Genomic DNA, 17,195 nt, shown 5'->3' with positions numbered 1-17,195 from the left:
GGTGGATGTAGCTCAGTTGGTAGAGTCCAGGATTGTGATTCCTGTTGTCGTGGGTTCGAGCCCCATCATCCACCCCACCCTATTTCAAGTTGCCGCCTCAGGGCGTCGGCTCACCGCTTTCGGCGGTGGATGTAGCTCAGTTGGTAGAGTCCAGGATTGTGATTCCTGTTGTCGTGGGTTCGAGCCCCATCATCCACCCCAAATCTTAAAAAAACCCGGCCAAACGCCGGGTTTTTTCATTTTAGCGACTCATAAGGTCAGTTTTGGGCCTTGTCTGACAGTTCAAGCTCCGTATAATCGAATACATTTGCATGACACCGCTTGACTGACGACGACACCCACCACCATGACCACCATGCAGCCGATCAAGCGCCAGACGCTCACCAGTGCCGTAACCGAATCCCTGCGCCAGCGCATTCTCTCCGGGGAGTTCGCCGATGGCCAACAACTGCGCCAAGAGGCGCTGTCCAATGAATACGGCGTCAGCCGGGTACCGGTGCGCGAGGCGCTGCGCCAGCTGGAAGCCGAAGGCCTGATCCAGATCATCGACCACAAGGGCGCACTGGTGTCCAAGCTGTCGCTGGAAGACGTGCTGGAACTGCTGGAAATCCGCGCGATGCTGGAAGGTTCGGTGCTCAAAGCCGCCATCCCCTGTCACACCAAGGCCGATCACGATCTGGCCCAGCAAACCCTGCGCGAATTCGAACAAGCGCTGCGCAACAACGACGTGCGCCACTGGGGGGAATTGAACTCCCGCTTTCACCTGGCCTTGTACCGCGCCGCCAAGCGGCCCAACACGCTGGCGCTGATCGAGCAGCTGCACAACAAGACCGACCGCTACACCCGGATGCAGATCCTGTTCACCCGCACCATGGAGCGGGCGCACGAGGAGCACAGCAAGCTGCTGGAGCTGTCCCGCCAGGGCAAGGCCGACGAGGCGGCGGAATTCATCCGCTTCCACATCCTGTCCGCCGGCCACGCGCTGGAAGACTATCTGCGCGGACAGAGCCAGCAAGCCGCCCTGAGTTGAGGCCGCTGCGCGTTCAGATTTTTTGAATCTGACGCGCAATTCTTTGCGCTATCAAGCGCGTCGGCGGCGCGCAATAATCCGGCCATGTAAACCGCCGGACGCCAGTCCGGCCCCACAGGGAGACATGGCCATGCAACACCCATTCATCAGCCGGGAAGCGGAAGGCCTGGTCAACGGCCAGGCGGTGTCGGACGGCGCAGGCGTGCGCCTGCTGCGCGTGCTCGGCTCCGATCTGCAAAGGCGGCTGGACCCTTTCCTGATGCTGGACGAATTCCGTTCCGACAATCCCGACGACTATATCGCCGGCTTTCCCAGCCATCCGCACCGCGGCTTCGAAACCGTCACCTATATGCTGGCCGGCCGCATGCGCCACCGCGACAATAGCGGCAACGAAGGCCTGCTCGGCCCCGGCGGCGTGCAATGGATGACCGCCGGCCGCGGCATCGTGCATTCCGAACTGCCGGAACAAGAGGATGGCCTGATGCACGGCTTCCAGCTGTGGCTGAACCTGCCGGCGGAGCGCAAGCTGTGCGCGCCGTGGTATCGCGACATCCCCGCCGCCGAGATTCCGTCTGCGCCGGCCCAAGGCGAGGCCCGCCTGATCGCCGGCCACTGGCGCGGCCAGGCCGGCGCGGTGGAACGCGAAGCCACCGAACCGCTGTATCTGGACCTGCGTCTGGACGCCGGCGGCGAAGAGACGCTGGAAATCCCGGCCGGCCACAACGCCTTCCTCTATGTTTATCAGGGCGAGATCGCCATCGGCGCGCAACAGCGCGGCGTCAAGGCAAGGCAGATGGCGGTGCTGGACAACCGCGCCGACAGCGACGGCGTCAGCGTTCGCGCCGCGGCCGACAGCCGCTTGCTGCTGATTGCCGGCAAGCCCCTGGGCGAACCCATCGCGCAATGGGGCCCCTTCGTGATGAATACGCGCGAACAAGTGGAAGAAGCCATAGCCGATTTTCGGGACGGCCGCTTCTGACCCTCAAACCCTAAGCTGGAGCCGCCATGCCGCTGCTTACCCAAACCATCGCCAGCCTGGACCGCGACATCGGCTTTCCGGTGCGCCGGCTGCTACCCACTCGCCAGGCGCGCCGCGTCGGTCCCTTTGTGTTTCTCGATCACATGGGCCCGGCCCGTTTCGCCGCCGAAGGCAGCGCCGGCGATGTGCGGCCGCATCCGCACATCGGCCTGGCCACCGTCACCTATCTGTTCTCCGGCGCGATGATGCATCGCGACAGCCTGGGCACGGTGCAGCGCATCGCGCCCGGCGCGGTCAACCTGATGACCGCCGGCAGCGGCATCACCCACTCCGAGCGGGTGCCGGCCGACATTCGCCAGCAAGGCGTGGCGGTGGAAGGCATGCAGCTGTGGCTGGCGCTGCCGGATGAACTGGAGGAATGCGAGCCGGCCTTCGCCCATTACCCGGCCGAGGACTTGCCCCACTGGAACCAGGACGGGGTGGAACTGAACCTGCTGATGGGTGAAGGCTGGAGCCGTCGCTCGCCGGTCGCCTATCCGCTGCCGGTGTTCTACGCCAGCGCCGCCATGCCGGCCGGCGCGCGCTTGGCGCTGCCGGAAGGCGTGGACGAACTGGCCGCCTATGTCGCCGCCGGCGAACTGGACGTGGACGGCGCCGCGCTGAACGCCAACGAATTGGGCCTGCTGCGAACCGGCCAGGGCGGCGAACTGATCGCGCGGCACGACAGCCGGGTGATGCTGCTGGGCGGCACGCCGCCGGCCAGCCCGCGCTATCTGGACTGGAACTTCGTGTCCAGCCGCCGCGAGCGGCTGGCCCAGGCGCGCGCGGACTGGATCGCCCAGCGTTTCCCGATGGTGCCGGGCGAGACCGAGTTCATTCCCCTGTAATAACAGCCACTCCAAAACAAAACCCCCGCCAGTTGCCCGGCGGGGGTTTTCGCTTGGATCAAGCGTCTTACTTGCTCTGGATGCCGCCTTTCACCACGGTCGGCGTATTCTCATGCTCGGCGCGGATCAGCGGCGCCTTGCCGGAAGTCACGTCGCTGACCGCCTGCTTCAGGATGCCGGACGGGGTGCTGTTCAGCTTGACCCCGCCGCCGCCCTTGTAGCGCTCGGTGGCGATGTCGGCGGTTTCCACCTTGGAATCGCCCAGGTCCACCTTGCCGTTGGCGGACGACACGGTCGCGCCGGTCAGCTGGGTCTTGCCGCCCACTTGCAGGGTCACGCCGTCGGCGCCGGCGATGCCGGTAACGACGCCCACCGAGTTGTCGCGCTTAACGCTGACGTCCACGTCGGCCTTCAGCTCGGTGCCCTTGTCCTGGGCGTTCAGCAGCTTGTCCTTCAACGTGTTGCCGCCTTTGCGCGCCAGCGTGTCCAGCGTGCCGGACTTGGCCGGGCCGGAAGTCGGCTGCTCGGGCAGGGTGACGGTTTCGCTGTTGGCGTTGAAGCTCACCGCATTGGTGGTGTCTTCCTTCAGGCCCTTGTTGAAGGCCAGGCTGTCGTACTTATCCTTCACCTTGTCGGACGCGGCGTTGACCAGCTCGGCGCCCTTCTCTTTCACCTTGTCCTTCAGCGGACCGGCCTTGTCGGCGGCCTGATCGACCAGGCTGGCCTCCTTGCCGTTGGAGCTGTTGACGCCCAGCGCCACGTCCACCTTCACGCTGTTGTCGCGATCCTGACGGCTCTCCAGCGCCAGCTTGCCGCCCACCTGGCCAGTGACGGTCTTGCCGCTGACATTGGCGCCGGCCAGAGTGGCGTTGCCTTCGGCGTTCAGTTCCACTTGCTGCTTGGCGGTCACGGCGGCGTTGGCGTTGCTCAGCTTGTCCTGCTGATCCACCTTCACCTCCAGGCCGGCCTTGATGTCATGCACGTTCTTGGTGCTGTCAGGCTTGATCTGGCCGTTTTCCTTGTCGCTGCTGGCCTTGTTGCCGCCGCCGATATTGCCGGCCACGCTCCAGTTGTTGCGTTGGCTGCTGGACTGCGCCGACTCCAGGCGGATATCGCCCTGGCTGTCCAGCTTGGCGGTGTCGCCCTGCACCTGGGTGCCGCTCAGGCGGATGCCGCCGCTGCCGGACTCGATGCTGGCTTTGCCGCCGCTGACCACGCTGCCGCCGGCCTGGCTGCGGCTGGACTCGTCGGTGCTGGCGTAATTGCCGCCGGCGCCCACATTGAAGCCCTTGCTCGCCTTCTCCTGGCCATTGCTCTGGCTGCCGCCGGCCTTGAGATCGAAGCCCCACTGGCTGCCGGACTTGTCGGCGCTGGATTCGGCGGCCTTGAACTCCACCTTGTCGCCCTGCAGCGTCACGTCGCCGCGGCTGGCGATCTTATCGCCCTGCAGACCCAGCTTGCCGCCGGCAGTCAAGCTCACGCCGGCGTCGGCGTCCACGCCGCCGGTCACGGCGGTGCTGGACTTGGCTTGCTGCTTGTCCACGTTCACCGCCACCCCGCCGCTGCCGCCGACATTCTTGCCGCCGCCCTCGATCGGGCTGGTGGTAATGGCCAGATTGGCCTTGCCGCCCACGGTGCGCTGCTCGCTGCTGCTGCTGCTGTTGGCCTGGCTGAAGCTCAGATCGCCGCCGGCGTTGACGCTGGCCGCGCCCTTGCCGCCGGCGATGGTCACGCCCTGGTAAGCGGCGTTGTTGTCCACGTCCACCTTGACGCCGTTGCCGGCGCGGATGCCGCCGGTGACCGCGGTGGAGCTGGACGAGGCGCTCGTCACCGTGCTGCCGCTGCCGGCCGCCTTGACGTTCACGTCCTCGCCGGTGGTGGTGTAGACGCGCACGCCGACATCGGCCTCGGTCTTGCTGCCGCTCTGGCTCTGGGTATTGGCCGCGGCGCTGAACTGATGGCTGTCAGCCTTGATCTCCACCGTGTTGCCGGCCTGATACTGGGTGCCTTGATCGCTGAGTCCGGCCTTGGCGTCCACCTTGATATTGCCGCCGTTCAGGCTGCTGGCCTGCGCGGTGCTGGACTGGCGGGTTTCCGAGCCGACGCCGGCCTTGACGCCGACATCCACGCCCAGATTGGCCGCGCCCAGATCGCCGGCGGCGCCGGCCGCGCCGATCACATCGCCCTTGACCACTTTTTCGCCGGCCGCCACCAGCGGACGGGTCACGCCGCTGTAATCGGCGTTGACGCCCACTTCCACGCCCCAATGACTGCTGTCGGTGGTGGTTTTCTGGCTGCTGTTGGCCGCCTGGTTGTCGATGCGGCCGCCGGCCAGCTTGATGTCGCCATCAGCCTTGACCTGGGCGCCCTGGTTGCGGATGTCGCCGTCGCCGTTGCCGGCGACGATGCTGACCCCGCCCTTGGAATTGATCGCGCTGACCTGGGCCGTGCTGCTGTCGGACTGGCTGCGGCTGTTCTTCTGGTCCACGCCCAGCGCCACCCCGGTCTTGTCCAGGCCGGCGTCGATATAGAGGCCGCCGCCGGTGACGCTGCTGCTCTTGCTTTCCTTCACCGTGTCCTGCGCCGCGTTCAGGCTGACGTTCTGGCCGCTGAGGGCCGCGCCGCCGGCGCCGGCGTTCAGCTTGGAGCCGGTCACCGTCAGATCGCCCTGAGCATTGAGCGCCAGCTTGTCGCCGGACAGCGTCGCCGCCTGGTTCTGGGTCGCGTCGCGGTCCACGCTGCTGCTGCTGTGCTCGATGCGCACGCCGCCGCGGTACTGCTTGTCGCCGGTGATGTCGCCGACGCCGCGCAGCGCCAGCTCGGTGTCCTTGCTCTCTACCTTGTCGCGGGTCTGCGACGCCGCCACCTTGATGTCGCCGTTGGCGGCCACGTTCAATTCGCCGCCGGCGCGCACCTGGCTGCCGCTGATCGCCACGTCCTTGGCTGACTGGATGCTCAGATTGGTGTCGGACTTCAGCTCGGCGTTGACCGCCTGCTGCTGGCTGGCGTTGCCCTTGCTGCTGCTCTTGGTGATGTTGAAGGCGGTGCCGCTGCGCTGATCGGTGCGGGTTTGCGATTGGTTGACCACGCTGTCGATGCTGATGTCGCCGTTGCGGCTGATCGCCACCGCGTCCCGCTCGCCGCGGGCGCGGCTGCCGGCGATGGCCACGCTGTCGCCGCGCAGCGTCAGCTTGCCGCCTGCGGTCAGATCGCTGCCGGTGTTGACGGTGTCGGTCTTGCCGTTGTCGCGGTTGCCGCCGCCGCCGATGCCGCCCCAGTACACCTGGTCGTTGCGCTGGCTGTTCTGGTTCGTCGTCTGCTGCACGCCCAGGCCGAGCGCGCCGCCCGCGTCCAGGGAGGCGTCGCGGCCGGCGGCCAGCTTGGCCGCCTTGGCGTCGATATCGCCGCTGGCGCGGATATCCAGATCGCGGCCGGCGCGCAGCTGGCTTTGCGCCAGGCGTTGCTCGCTGGAAGCATGGTCCCAAGAGCCGGTTTCCAGGCTGGCGCCGTCGTTCTTGCGATTGCCCCGGTCGCTGCGGGTATCGGTTTCCGTCACGCCGCTCAGCTTCACGCCGCCGTCGGCCTGCAGGCGGATGTCCTGGCCGGCGCTGACGCTGCCGCCGCGGATGGCGATCTGGCCGCGCGGCTGCGCGCCGTCCACCGCCTGGTTGTCCGCTGCGGTCGCCGCCGCGGTCAGCGTGGCGTCCTGCTCGGCGCGGATGCGCACGCCTTCCTGACGCTGGCTGGTTTCGCTTTGGTCGCGGTTATAGGCCCAGGAGTTTTTCCAGGCGTGATTGCTGTTGCTGGACGCGCTGTCCGCCACTTGGCTGTCCAGCGTCAAATCCTTGCCGCTGAGCGCCACATTGCGGCCATTGATGTCGGTGGCGGCCAAGGTCGCCGCGTCGCCGGCGCTGAGGCTCACATCGTCGCGCGCGCTGATGACGCTGCGCTTGATGCGGGTATCGCTGCCATTGCTGGCGGTATTGGTTTCACCGGTTTTCCAGATAAACCAGCTCTCGTCGTGGCCGCTATCTTGGGTGGTGGAGGTTTCCGCCCGGCCGCGGCTGTCGATCTGGCGCGCGGCCAGGGCCACCTTGCCTTCGCTGGCGCGGATCTGCGCGCCTTCCAGCGCCAGTTTGCCCTGGCGCGCGTCCACCGACACTTCCTGCGCGCCGTTCAGGCTGCCGCCCACATTGACGCCGGCGCCGTCGGCGGTGCTGATGATATTGATGCGGCCGGCCTGCATCGCGCCCAGGAACACGCTGTCCAGCGAGCCCACGCCTTCCGGCGCCTTATCGCTGCGCAATACCTTGGCGTCCTGACCCTGGTAATCCACCAGGTTGAAACCGGCGCGGACATTGAGTTGCTCGCGCGCGGCGACATTGCCGCGCACATCGATGCGCGGCGCGATCAGGTCCAGCACGTTGACGCCGCTCAGACCGGCGCCGTTGACGCTGAGCGCGTTGCCGTTCATCGCCGCCTGCAAGGAGGCGATGGCGCCGTTTTCGATATTGGCGTTGCCCACCAGCAGCGAAGCGCGCGGCGTGTTGATGAAGCCGCAGCCGCTGCAGGTGATGCCGTTGGGGTTGGCCAGCACATAGTCGGCGGCCTTGCCGAACACTTCCTGCTTGCCCAACAGCAAGGACGGGTTGCGGCTGATCACTTCGTTCAAGATCACGCTGGCTTCGCGCCCGCCCAGCAAGGCGTTGGCGCCCAACTGACCGGCCAGCTGCGATTGGCCGCCGGCGGCGGAGTTGTTGAACACCGCGCCGGGCTTGCCGACGTTGAAATCCTGGTATTGGTTATGCGACAGGCCCGCGGCGCTGGGCGCCACGATATTGACCACCGCCGCGCCGTTGGCGGCGTTGCTCACCTGCGGCTGCGCGCCGTTGCCGCCGGCGACGATGCCGGCCGCCATCGCGGCTTCCACCGCCCAAAACGCCAGAGTCAGCGCCGCGGCCACTTTCCCCGTTACCGATAAGCCGAAATTTATTTTTTTCTTCATGATTTGAGTCCCGTTCATTCAGAGAACAAGCAGATCCGGTCCAAAACCGTCTATCCAAACGCCCCATGTTCCGTGGGCCTCTCCAGCCTGCCAGCCGGATCCGCCCACAATGAAACATACGTTTGATTTCGAATCTACGTCTCTTTTTAAATCAATTCAAATGAAATACTGCCAATATCGCTTAGTCGCTTTCGCAGCTAATTTCTTTCAAAAAATATTCACGATAAAAAATAAATGCCAAAAGCATCACCAGGACAGCGCCAGCTTGGCGAACAGCTGATGGCCTTCCTGCTGCCAGCCGGCGGGCTTGTACAAGGGCCGGCTGTATTCCAGGTCCAGGCTGGCCTTGCGGTAGCTGAAAGCCAGGCCCAGGCTGGCGCCGGCAATGCTCTGCCATTGCTGGACCGAGCGATGCGGCAACACCCGGCCGCCGTCCAAACCAATACGCGGCGTCACGCCGACGCCGGCCAGCTCAAAGCGGCGCGACAAGGTATTGCGCCAGGACCAGGCGGTTTCCCCAGCCAGGGTGTTGCGGCGGAAACCGCGCACCGCGCTGGCGTCGGACACGTCCATCTGCTCGACGCCGGGCAGATAATCGCGGCTGGTCTGGCCGGTCAGCGCGCTATTGAGCTGATACGGTCCGCCGGGCAGACCCAGGCTTTGAAACCAGTTCAGCGAAGCCTTCCACTTGGTGAACTGCGGGTTGGGTCCGTCCGGCGCGCGCGGGTCCGGCGCGCTGGCGCCCAGCCAGCGCGTGCCGCGCTGCACGCCGGCGTCCGCGATCAACACGCCGCCGCTGAGCAATTGCAGCCGGGACAGGCCCAGCTCGGCCACGCTCAGCGTGGGGCTGGTGATCTCGATCTCGCTGTCGAGAAAGTAATTGCGCACCCGTTTATGCGTCAGTTGCGCCGTCAGCGAGGTGGTCTGGTTCTGGCCGCGGCTCACCACCCGGTCCACGCGCAGGCCGCTCTGGGCGGTGCGGCCGGACAAATTCACCGCGTTGTGCTGCAATTGCAGCGGGTTCAGATAATCGGCGCGGCTGGCGAAGGCGCTGAAAGTCCAATAGCCGTAAGGCAGGGAGTAAAACAGCGATTCGCTGCGGCTGTGCCGCACCGCGTTGTCGTTGCTGGTGCGTTGCGCCGACACGCTGACGAAATCGGACAGACCCAGCGGGCTGTCCCAGGACAGGCCCACGCCGGCCTGCACCCGGCCGGTGCTGTCGCGGCCGGTGTTGTCGGCGTTGAAGTTCAAGCGCCAGGGCGCGTCCTTATTGTTGCGCAGGCTCAGAATGGAGCCGCCCACGGTTTCGCCGGGCAGGATGTCCAGCGTCGCCTTGCTGGACGGCAGGCGGTTGGCCTGGTCCAGGCCCTGGTCGGCGTCGTGGATGTTCAGCGGCCGGCCGACCACGCCGGGAAACAAGGTGGCCGGATTGCTGCGCCGGTCGTCGCTGACGATCTTCTCCACCCGCCCTTCGTGCACGCGCAAGGTCAGCACGCCCTGCTCGTCCGGCCCTTCGGCCGCCACGCGCGCGGCGATATAGCCCTTCTTCAGATAGAGCTGGGTCAAGCCGCGGCTGAAGCGGTTCAACTCTTCATTGTTCAGGCAGTCGCTGGCCAGTTCGCCCAGCGAGGCCACTTCCTTGCGGCTCAACAGCTTGATGCCGGCCAGACGCACGCCCTTGACGCGCAGGCAGTCCAGCTCGCTCATATCGGCCGCTTGCGGCCTCCGCATCATATTGCTGTCCGGCTGCATCTGCCGCAGCCGCTGCTGCTGAATGATGGCGTCGAAACGGCGGCTGTTGTCCTGCAACAGGCGCCGCGAATCGTTTTCCATTTGCTGATGCATGCTGCCAGACATGCCGGGCACTTCCGCGGCCTGCGCCGCCACGCCCCAACAAACGATCCCCGCCATCCGCCAGAGCCGAGCTGGAGATGGTTTTTTATATTTAATCATCATCGGATTCGTAACTATTTTTAAATAAAGGAAAACAGAAATTCCATGACGCGTCCAGACTAATGAGAATAATTATCAAATAATGACACTATTACCCAGACTTGATGCCAGCCTTGCGGCCTTAGCGCAACATAAAATTCAATACGAATAAAAAAACCCGGCCAATGGCCGGGCTTTCCGCTTAGTCGTTTGATTCTGAAATATCTTTCAGAAGATCAGAAAAAACTTATTCGAACACAAAGTGGGCGCGCTTGATATTGCACAGCAATTCATAGGCGATGCTGCCGGCGGCGGCGGCCACCTCGTTGACCGACACCGCGTCGCCCCACAGCTCCACCTCGCTGCCGATGCCGGCGGCAGGCAAGTCGCTCAGGTCCACGGTGATCATGTCCATGGACACCCGGCCGATGATGCGCGAACGGCGGCCGTCCACCGCCACCGGGCTGCCGCTGGAGGCCAGCCGCGGATAGCCGTCGGCGTAGCCGCCGGCGATCAGGCCCACCCGGGTCGGCCGTTCGGTAACGAAGTTGTTGCCGTAGCCGATAGGCTCGCCGGCGGCCAGCTCGCGCACGCCGAAGATGCGGCTGCTCAGCCGCATCACCGGTTTCAGCTCATCGCCCTGCGGGAAGCCCGCCGGCAGCGGGCTGGCGCCGTAAAGCAGGATGCCGGCGCGGCCCCAGTCGCGGCGCGAACGCGGATGACACAGGATGCCGGCGGAATTGGCCACGCTCTCCTCCCCCGGCAGGCCGGCGGTGGCGGCGTCGAAGCTTTCGATCTGCGCCAAGGTCATCGGCACCGTCGGCTCGTCGGCGCGGGCGAAGTGGGTCATCTTGACGATGCTCTCCGCCTTGCCGCTGGCCTGCAAACGCTCCCAGGCCGCGCGGTAATGCCGCGGCAAAAAGCCCTCGCGGTGCATGCCGCTGTCCAGCATCAGCCAGACGCGGAACGGCGCGGCCGGCTGGGCCTCTTCCAGCATGCGCAGCTGTTCTTCGCTCTGCACCACCAGCCACAGCCGGTGGCGCTCGACTTCGGCCAGCTCGGCCGCCTCGAACACGCCTTCCAGCAGCAGGATGGGCGCGCTCACGCCGGCGGCGCGCAGGTGCAGCGCCTCCTCAAGACAGGCGACGGCGAAACCGTCGGCGACATCGGCCAGCGCCTGGGCGCAACGCGCCGCGTCGTGGCCGTAGCCGTTGGCCTTCAGCACCGCCAATACCCGCCCGCCGTGCTGGCGCTTGGCCAGCAGATAGTTGTCGCGCAGGTATTGGGTGCGGATGGTGGCGATCAGCGGCCGCATGCTCAGGCGCCCGCCACGGCCGGCCGGGCGGCCGGCACCACCAGGGTTTCGCCCTGTTTGGCGTAGCGCTGCATGGACAGGCCGTCCAGGCTGATCTCCGGCTTGGCGCCGGTGATGATGTCGGCCAGCACCTTGCCGGAGCCGGCGCCCATGGTCCAGCCCAGGGTGCCGTGGCCGGTGTTCAGCGACAGATTGGCGAAGCGGGTGCCGCCGACGATGGGCGTGCCGTCCGGCGTCATCGGCCGCAGACCGGTCCAGAAGCTGGCGGCCGGGATGTCGCCGCCGTTCGGGTACAGATCGCCCACCACCATTTCCAGCGTTTCGCGGCGGCGCGGGTTCAGCGACAGATCGTAGCCGGACAACTCGGCCATGCCGCCGACGCGGATGCGGTCGTCGAAGCGGGTGATCGCCACCTTGTAAGTTTCGTCCAGCACCGTGGACACCGGCGCACCGGCCGGATTGGTGATCGGCACGGTCAGCGAATAGCCCTTGACCGGGTAAACCGGAATATCAATGCCCAGCGTCTTGACCATGTCGCGGGAGAAGCTGCCCATCGCCACCACATAATGGTCGGCGGTCAGCAAATCGTCGCCGACGCGGACGCCGGTGATGCGCTTGCCGTCGCTCTCGATGCCGTCCACGCTTACGCCGAAGCGGAACTCAACGCCCTTGGCGCGCGCCATCTCGGCCAGACGGGCGGTGAACAGATTGCAATCGCCGGTTTCGTCGTTGGGCAGTTGCAGGCCGCCGGTCAGCTTGTGCTTGACGCTGGCCAGCGCCGGCTCCACCTCGGCGCAGCCGTCCCGGTCCAGCACTTTGAAATCCACGCCGCACTCCTTGAGCACGGCGATATCCTTGCTGACGCCGTCCACCTGGGCCTGGCTGCGGAACAGCTGCAGCGTGCCGCCCTGGCGCGCCTCGTAGCCGATGCCGGTTTCGGCGCGCAGCTCTTTCATCTTGTCGCGGCTGTACTCGGCCAGACGCATCATCCGGCCCTTGTTCACCGCGTAAGCGTCTTCATTGCAGTTGGCCAGCATCTTGGCGATCCACTGCAGTTGGTACAGGCTGCCGTCCGGCTTCACCGCCAGCGGCGCGTGGCGCTGGAACAGCCATTTGGCCGCCTTCAGCGGAATGCCCGGCGCGGCCCAGGGCGTGGAGTATCCGGGGGAAATCTGGCCGGCGTTGCCGAAACTGGTTTCCAAGGCCACGCCTTCCTGGCGCTCCAGCACCGTCACATCGCAGCCCGCCTTGGCCAGATACCAAGCCGTGGACACGCCCAGAACACCGCCGCCCAGCACGATCACCTTCATTTTCTCTCTCCGTTTGCAGCACTACATGGCTATAGTGATTTTGCGTAGTATATTAATGAAACACTGGGTTTTTTCACCAAAGTAGCGTCAGACTACAGATTTTTAAACTGCAAACTTTCATAGACATAGTGAAAACATGAAGAAAAGTTCAAGCGGCGACAAAGCGCTGGATAAAACCGATCTGAAAATCCTGCGCCTGCTGCAGAAAAACGGCCGCATCTCGATGACGGAACTCTCTGAAAAGGTGGGACTTTCCACCACGCCGTGCACCGAGCGGGTGCGGCGGATGGAGCGCGACGGCATCATCGAAGGCTATTACGCCCGGCTCAATCCGCACGCGATGGGCGCGGCGCTGCTGGTGTTCGTGGAAATCAAGCTGGAAGCCAAATCCGGCAATATCTTCGACGCCTTCCGCCGCGAAATCATGCGCATCCCGGAAATACTGGAATGCCACCTGGTCTCCGGCGAATTCGACTACCTGATCAAGGCCCGCATCCCGGACATGTCGATGTACCGCAAGCTGTTGGGCGACATCCTGCTGCAACTGCCCTCGGCCAAGGAGTCCAAAAGCTATGTGGTGATGGAAGAGGTCAAGGAGACCTTGCTTCTGCCGCTGGGAGAATAAATTAGCCGTTTAAAATCACACTCTTGCCTTTGATTTAAATCAAAAAAGGCTTGCATTCCCCTCCCGCCTCAGCCAAACCACAAGCAGCTGTTGCTAGCGTAAAACTACCTAGGCGGGAGATGAGGATGTTCGGCTTCATGAAGGCGGTCGACAAGACCGCGGACGCGGCGCGGCAGGTGCGCCAACTGGAAAGCGTGCTGGACCACGCGGACAATCTGATCATGCTGTGCGACACCAGCCGCGACAACGCGATCTTCTATATGAACAAGACCGCGCGCGACATCCTGAGCCGGCATCGAGAAATGATGAACCAGAAATTCCGCGCCGGCGTCGACGTCAACCACGCCCACGGCCACAGCATCCACCAATTCCACCGCGATCCGGAGTACAACCGCCGCATCCTGGCCGACCTGGCCAGCCGCAAGATAGACCAACATATCGCGATGATTCCGGTGGGCGAAGTCATGTTCAAGACCAAGGTGTTTCCGATCTGGGACTCCGCCCACCCCGATCAACTGCTGTGCTTCATGGCCAGCTTCCAGGACGTCTCCGCCGAAATACTCGCCCAGCAATTGCAGGACCAGGGCAATCAGCGCCGCGACTTCCTGGAGGTCCGCATCAACGAGTTGTCCGAAAACATGCAGGCGATGAGCGCCACCATCCAGAATGTGGCGGTGCAAACCGCCGCCGCCTCCGAATCCTCAGAGCTGATGCTGGGCGAGGCCAAGAAAAGCATGGCCATCGTCAGCGACACCAATCAGGGCATGCAGCAGGTGGGCGCCATGGTGCGCCAGACCGCGGACAGCCTGGTCTCGCTGGGCCAGCGCTCGGAAGCCATCGGCCACATCGTCAACGTGATCAAGGACATCGCCGATCAGACCAATCTCCTGGCCTTGAACGCGGCGATCGAGGCGGCGCGCGCCGGCGAGATGGGCCGCGGCTTCGCCGTGGTGGCGGACGAAGTGCGCAAGCTGGCCGAACGCACCACCAAGGCCACCCAGGAAATCGGCGACATGATCCGCGCGATCCAGGGCGAGGTGCAGCAAAACGTGCGCGCCATCGAACAGGGCCGCGAACAGGTTCAAACCACGGAAAACGACTTCCAGCGCGCCGAGGGCGCCCTGCAAACCATAGTCGGCGAGATCAACACCATGCGCAATTTCGTGGTGGAAATCGCCAACGCCTCGGAAGAACAGGCCGCCACCTCGCAGGATATCGCCGATAAGCTCAGCGACATCACCCGGCAGGACTGAAGTAAAAACGCTTCACAAGCAAAGGATGGGGCGGAATAATGAAACGCTCCACCCTTCGCTTCGAGGCCAGACATGAGCTTAGCGTCCGTCCAGGCGTTTTTCGCCGCCCGTCAGCTGGACATCCCCATCATAGAACTGGAAGTCAGCACCGCCACCGTGGCGGAAGCCGCCGCCGCCCACGACGTGGAGCCCGGCCGCATCGCCAAGACCCTGGCCTTCCGCCTGAACGACGGCCGCGACGTGATCCTGGTGGCGCGCGGCGACGCCCGCATCGACAACCGCAAGTTCAAGGACGCCTTCGGCAAGGGCAAGATGCTGCCGCCGGACGAGGTGGAGGCCATCACCGGCCACCCGGTGGGCGGCGTCTGCCCATTCGGCCTTGCCACCGAGCTGCCCGTCTATCTGGATGTGTCGCTGCAAGCCTACGACGAAGTGCTGCCTGCCGCCGGCGCCGTCCACAGCGCGGTGCGGCTATCACCGCAGCAGCTGCACCACATCACCCAGGCCGACTGGGTGGATGTGTGCCAGGATTTTGCCTGAGCCCTCCCTCTCCTCTTCCGCCCGGGCGGCCCAGGCCGCCCACTCTTCCAAGCCCTCCGCATCGACCAAGCAAACGCCTGGATTTTTAAGGCTTTTCCTATTTGTGACTTCCCGCCTCTTCGCCACAATAGCGCTTATGTCATTCGCGTTATCTATTTTTAATATGTAAAATATTTAAGCAAAACATGCATTTGATCTCACGTCCGAACCCAAATCGAGGCAGAGCGACGCCATGGCCGGACTTGGCTTTCTACCGCGAAAGGAGTGGATCATGCCTGACTTCGCCGCCGTCTGGCGGTCCATCCAACACGGCCTGGCCGCGCTGGCCCTCGCCGCGCTGTTGCCGGCCCAGGCCATGGGCAGCAAGCCGGCCAATGAGATGCTGCCCGCACCGGTCGAGGGCTATAACCACACCTCCGCCAATATCAACCGCTTTAGCGTCAACCGCGCCGGCGGCCCCAATGTCAGCCCGTTTAGCGGCGGCGGCAAACAATCCTGCTGCGCCGCGTTGCCGCGCCAATGGCGGCCTGGACTGATGGCCACCGTCGAGTGGGAAAAAGATCCCAATCCCTTTGCACCGTCCAAACGGGATAAAAATGGACAGATTCTCCCCTCAGAAGCAATACGCATCCGTTCGGAATTCACCCAACACCGCGCCGTTGTCGAAATCCCACGCTATGAGAAATCCTGTGGCCTCAACGTCCACTTCCTGCCATGCGATCAGATCAGAGTGGTGAGCTATTGCGGTGGCTATTACGGCGATCCTGGCTACCCCGTACAAGAACCCCTCAGAATGCAGGAGCCCAAGACATGTCCCAAATAGACAGCCGTCCCAAGCCCGAAGCGGTACAGCTTCGCTCCGGCCCCTTCCCCGAAAGCGGCCTGCTACCCACCACGCTGGCCGAACGCCGGCAGAACCTGAACGTACAGGCCGGTGACGAGAACGCCGAGAAAGCCCGCCGCCGCCGCCGAGCCGCCGAGGGCGGCCCAGCCTATTCCTCGACCAGTTGCACCAAGAGCATCACCATTTCCTTGTTCTTTGACGGCACCAATAACCATGAGCCATCGGACCGTGAGGCCAAACCGCGTTCCACCTCGAATATCGCCCGGCTGTTCCATGCCACCATGGGCTTACGGCCCGGCGATGCTACGGACATCCCCAGTGCCCCTGGTAGCAAGCTGAAGGATCAGGGCTTATACGCCTACTACATCCCCGGCGTCGGCACCCGCTTCCCGGAGATCGGCGAATTGAAGCCGATGAGCAGCGGCCTGATCTTCGCCAACGGCGGCGAGGACCGCATCAACTGGGGGCTGACCCGGGTGATTCACGCTTTGCGCCAGAATTACGGCCTGCCGCCCTTGCCTGACGAAGAAGCCAAAGAGCTGATCACCACGCAGATGCGCACCGCCGGCTCGCAGCCGAATGGCTACCGTTACCGCCAGGATGCCTTGCGGCCGCAGCTGGAAGCGCTGGCCGAGGCCCGCTATGCCAGGTCCCGGCCCACGGTGCTGGGCATCCGCCTCTACGTTTATGGTTTCTCCCGCGGTGCCGCCGAGGCCAGGGTGTTCGCCCGCTGGCTGGAGGCGCTGACCCGGCCCGAGGACGCGCCGCCTGACGCGGTGGAGGTCCAGCACAGCCTGATCGGCATCCCGATCTCGATTCGCTTTATGGGCCTGTTCGATACCGTCGCCACCGTCGGCCTGGCCAATAGCCTGCCGATGGCCGACGGCCACATGGCCTGGGCCGGCGACAGCCAGTTGCGCCTGTCCGACAACCCCCTGTTCCTGGAGCAGTGCCAGCACTTCGTCGCCGCCCACGAGCAGCGCGCCAGCTTTCCATTGGACAGCATCCGCCGCCGCGACGACCCCAAGCAGGCCAACACCCAGTCGCGCTACCGCGCCGGCTGCGTCGAGACGCTGTATCCCGGTGTGCATAGCGATGTCGGCGGCGGCTACCCGCCCGGAGAGCAGGGCAAGAGCGTGGATAGTATCGATCCAGAAAACAGCCGGCAGCTGCTGTCGCAGATTCCACTGCACGATATGTACCGCGCCGCCTTTGAGGCCGGCGCGCCCTTCACCATGCCGGAACTGGCGCTCCCGCTCAGCGTGCGCGAGACCGAACCGTGGCGGGTTATGGATCGTGACACTCAGTTGGAATTCATGGTGGCCCCGGAAGTCATCACCCGCTTCAACGCCTGGCTGGGGCAAGCCCAGGCCGGCGGACTGGAAGACGTGTTGCGCGGCCAGATCGCCTGGATCACCGGCTGGCGCATCCACCGCTGGATTGCCGGGTCGCGCTGTATTTACGAGTACGAACAT

12 protein-coding genes and 2 tRNA genes are annotated in these 17,195 nt (G+C 64.6%); 10 read left to right on the top strand and 4 right to left on the bottom strand.

The features are described from left to right. Position 1 precedes the first annotated feature (1 nt). The 5 genes from NK214_RS23735 (at position 2) to NK214_RS23715 (ending at position 2,896) form a co-directional block, all read left to right on the top strand. Positions 2-77: transfer RNA gene (locus tag NK214_RS23735), tRNA-His, on the top strand. Positions 78-125: 48 nt separating this feature from the next. Continuing rightward, positions 126-201 (top strand) — tRNA-His (locus tag NK214_RS23730). 145 nt (positions 202-346) lie between these two features. Continuing rightward, positions 347-1,030 (top strand): GntR family transcriptional regulator, encoded by a 684-nt coding sequence (locus tag NK214_RS23725; protein ID WP_107799968.1) that lies wholly within the window; start codon positions 347-349, stop codon positions 1,028-1,030. 130 nt (positions 1,031-1,160) lie between these two features. Then, entirely contained in the window at positions 1,161-2,009 is an 849-nt protein-coding gene (locus tag NK214_RS23720; RefSeq protein WP_253315674.1) for a pirin family protein, read from the top strand. A gap of 26 nt (positions 2,010-2,035) precedes the next feature. Continuing rightward, positions 2,036-2,896, top strand: a complete 861-nt coding sequence (locus tag NK214_RS23715; protein ID WP_253315673.1) for a pirin family protein — start codon at positions 2,036-2,038, stop codon at positions 2,894-2,896. A gap of 67 nt (positions 2,897-2,963) precedes the next feature. Here NK214_RS23715 and NK214_RS23710 read toward each other — a convergent pair whose 3' ends face one another. The 4 genes from NK214_RS23710 to NK214_RS23695 form a co-directional block, all read right to left on the bottom strand. Continuing rightward, positions 2,964-7,901, bottom strand: a complete 4,938-nt coding sequence (locus NK214_RS23710; RefSeq protein WP_253315672.1) for a hemagglutinin repeat-containing protein — start codon at positions 7,899-7,901, stop codon at positions 2,964-2,966. Between the two features lie 246 nt (positions 7,902-8,147). Further along, positions 8,148-9,758, bottom strand: a complete 1,611-nt coding sequence (locus NK214_RS23705; protein ID WP_158274304.1) for a ShlB/FhaC/HecB family hemolysin secretion/activation protein — start codon at positions 9,756-9,758, stop codon at positions 8,148-8,150. A 322-nt stretch (positions 9,759-10,080) separates the two neighbouring features. Continuing rightward, on the bottom strand, positions 10,081-11,148 hold the full coding sequence (gene alr, locus NK214_RS23700) for an alanine racemase (RefSeq protein ID WP_253315671.1): 1,068 nt from the start codon (positions 11,146-11,148) through the stop codon (positions 10,081-10,083). Between the two features lie 2 nt (positions 11,149-11,150). Next, positions 11,151-12,458: a D-amino acid dehydrogenase gene (locus NK214_RS23695; RefSeq protein WP_227107321.1), complete on the bottom strand. Its 1,308-nt coding sequence runs from the start codon at positions 12,456-12,458 to the stop codon at positions 11,151-11,153. Between the two features lie 136 nt (positions 12,459-12,594). Here NK214_RS23695 and NK214_RS23690 point away from each other — a divergent pair, with 136 nt between their 5' ends. The 5 genes from NK214_RS23690 to NK214_RS23670 all read left to right on the top strand — a co-directional run. After that, positions 12,595-13,083, top strand: coding sequence for a winged helix-turn-helix transcriptional regulator (locus NK214_RS23690; protein ID WP_107799975.1), 489 nt, complete (start codon positions 12,595-12,597; stop codon positions 13,081-13,083). Positions 13,084-13,208: 125 nt separating this feature from the next. Further along, complete coding sequence (locus tag NK214_RS23685) at positions 13,209-14,336, top strand: methyl-accepting chemotaxis protein (RefSeq protein ID WP_253315670.1); 1,128 nt, start codon at positions 13,209-13,211, stop codon at positions 14,334-14,336. 72 nt (positions 14,337-14,408) lie between these two features. Beyond that, the gene (locus tag NK214_RS23680) at positions 14,409-14,876 is read left to right on the top strand and encodes a YbaK/EbsC family protein (RefSeq protein WP_227107289.1); all 468 of its coding nucleotides are present in this window, start codon (positions 14,409-14,411) and stop codon (positions 14,874-14,876) included. A gap of 271 nt (positions 14,877-15,147) precedes the next feature. Continuing rightward, on the top strand, positions 15,148-15,699 hold the full coding sequence (locus NK214_RS23675; RefSeq protein ID WP_253315669.1) for a DUF3304 domain-containing protein: 552 nt from the start codon (positions 15,148-15,150) through the stop codon (positions 15,697-15,699). Further along, the coding region (locus NK214_RS23670) for a DUF2235 domain-containing protein (protein WP_253315668.1) at positions 15,687-17,195 on the top strand (1,509 nt) is incomplete at its 3' end. The genes NK214_RS23675 and NK214_RS23670, both read left to right, overlap by 13 nt.

The sequence above is a fragment of the Chromobacterium sp. S0633 genome (genome assembly GCF_024158805.1).
Lineage (GTDB): Bacteria > Pseudomonadota > Gammaproteobacteria > Burkholderiales > Chromobacteriaceae > Chromobacterium.
The sequence above is the reverse complement of the archived record's forward strand: the minus strand, read 5'-3'. Positions and strand labels throughout refer to the sequence as shown.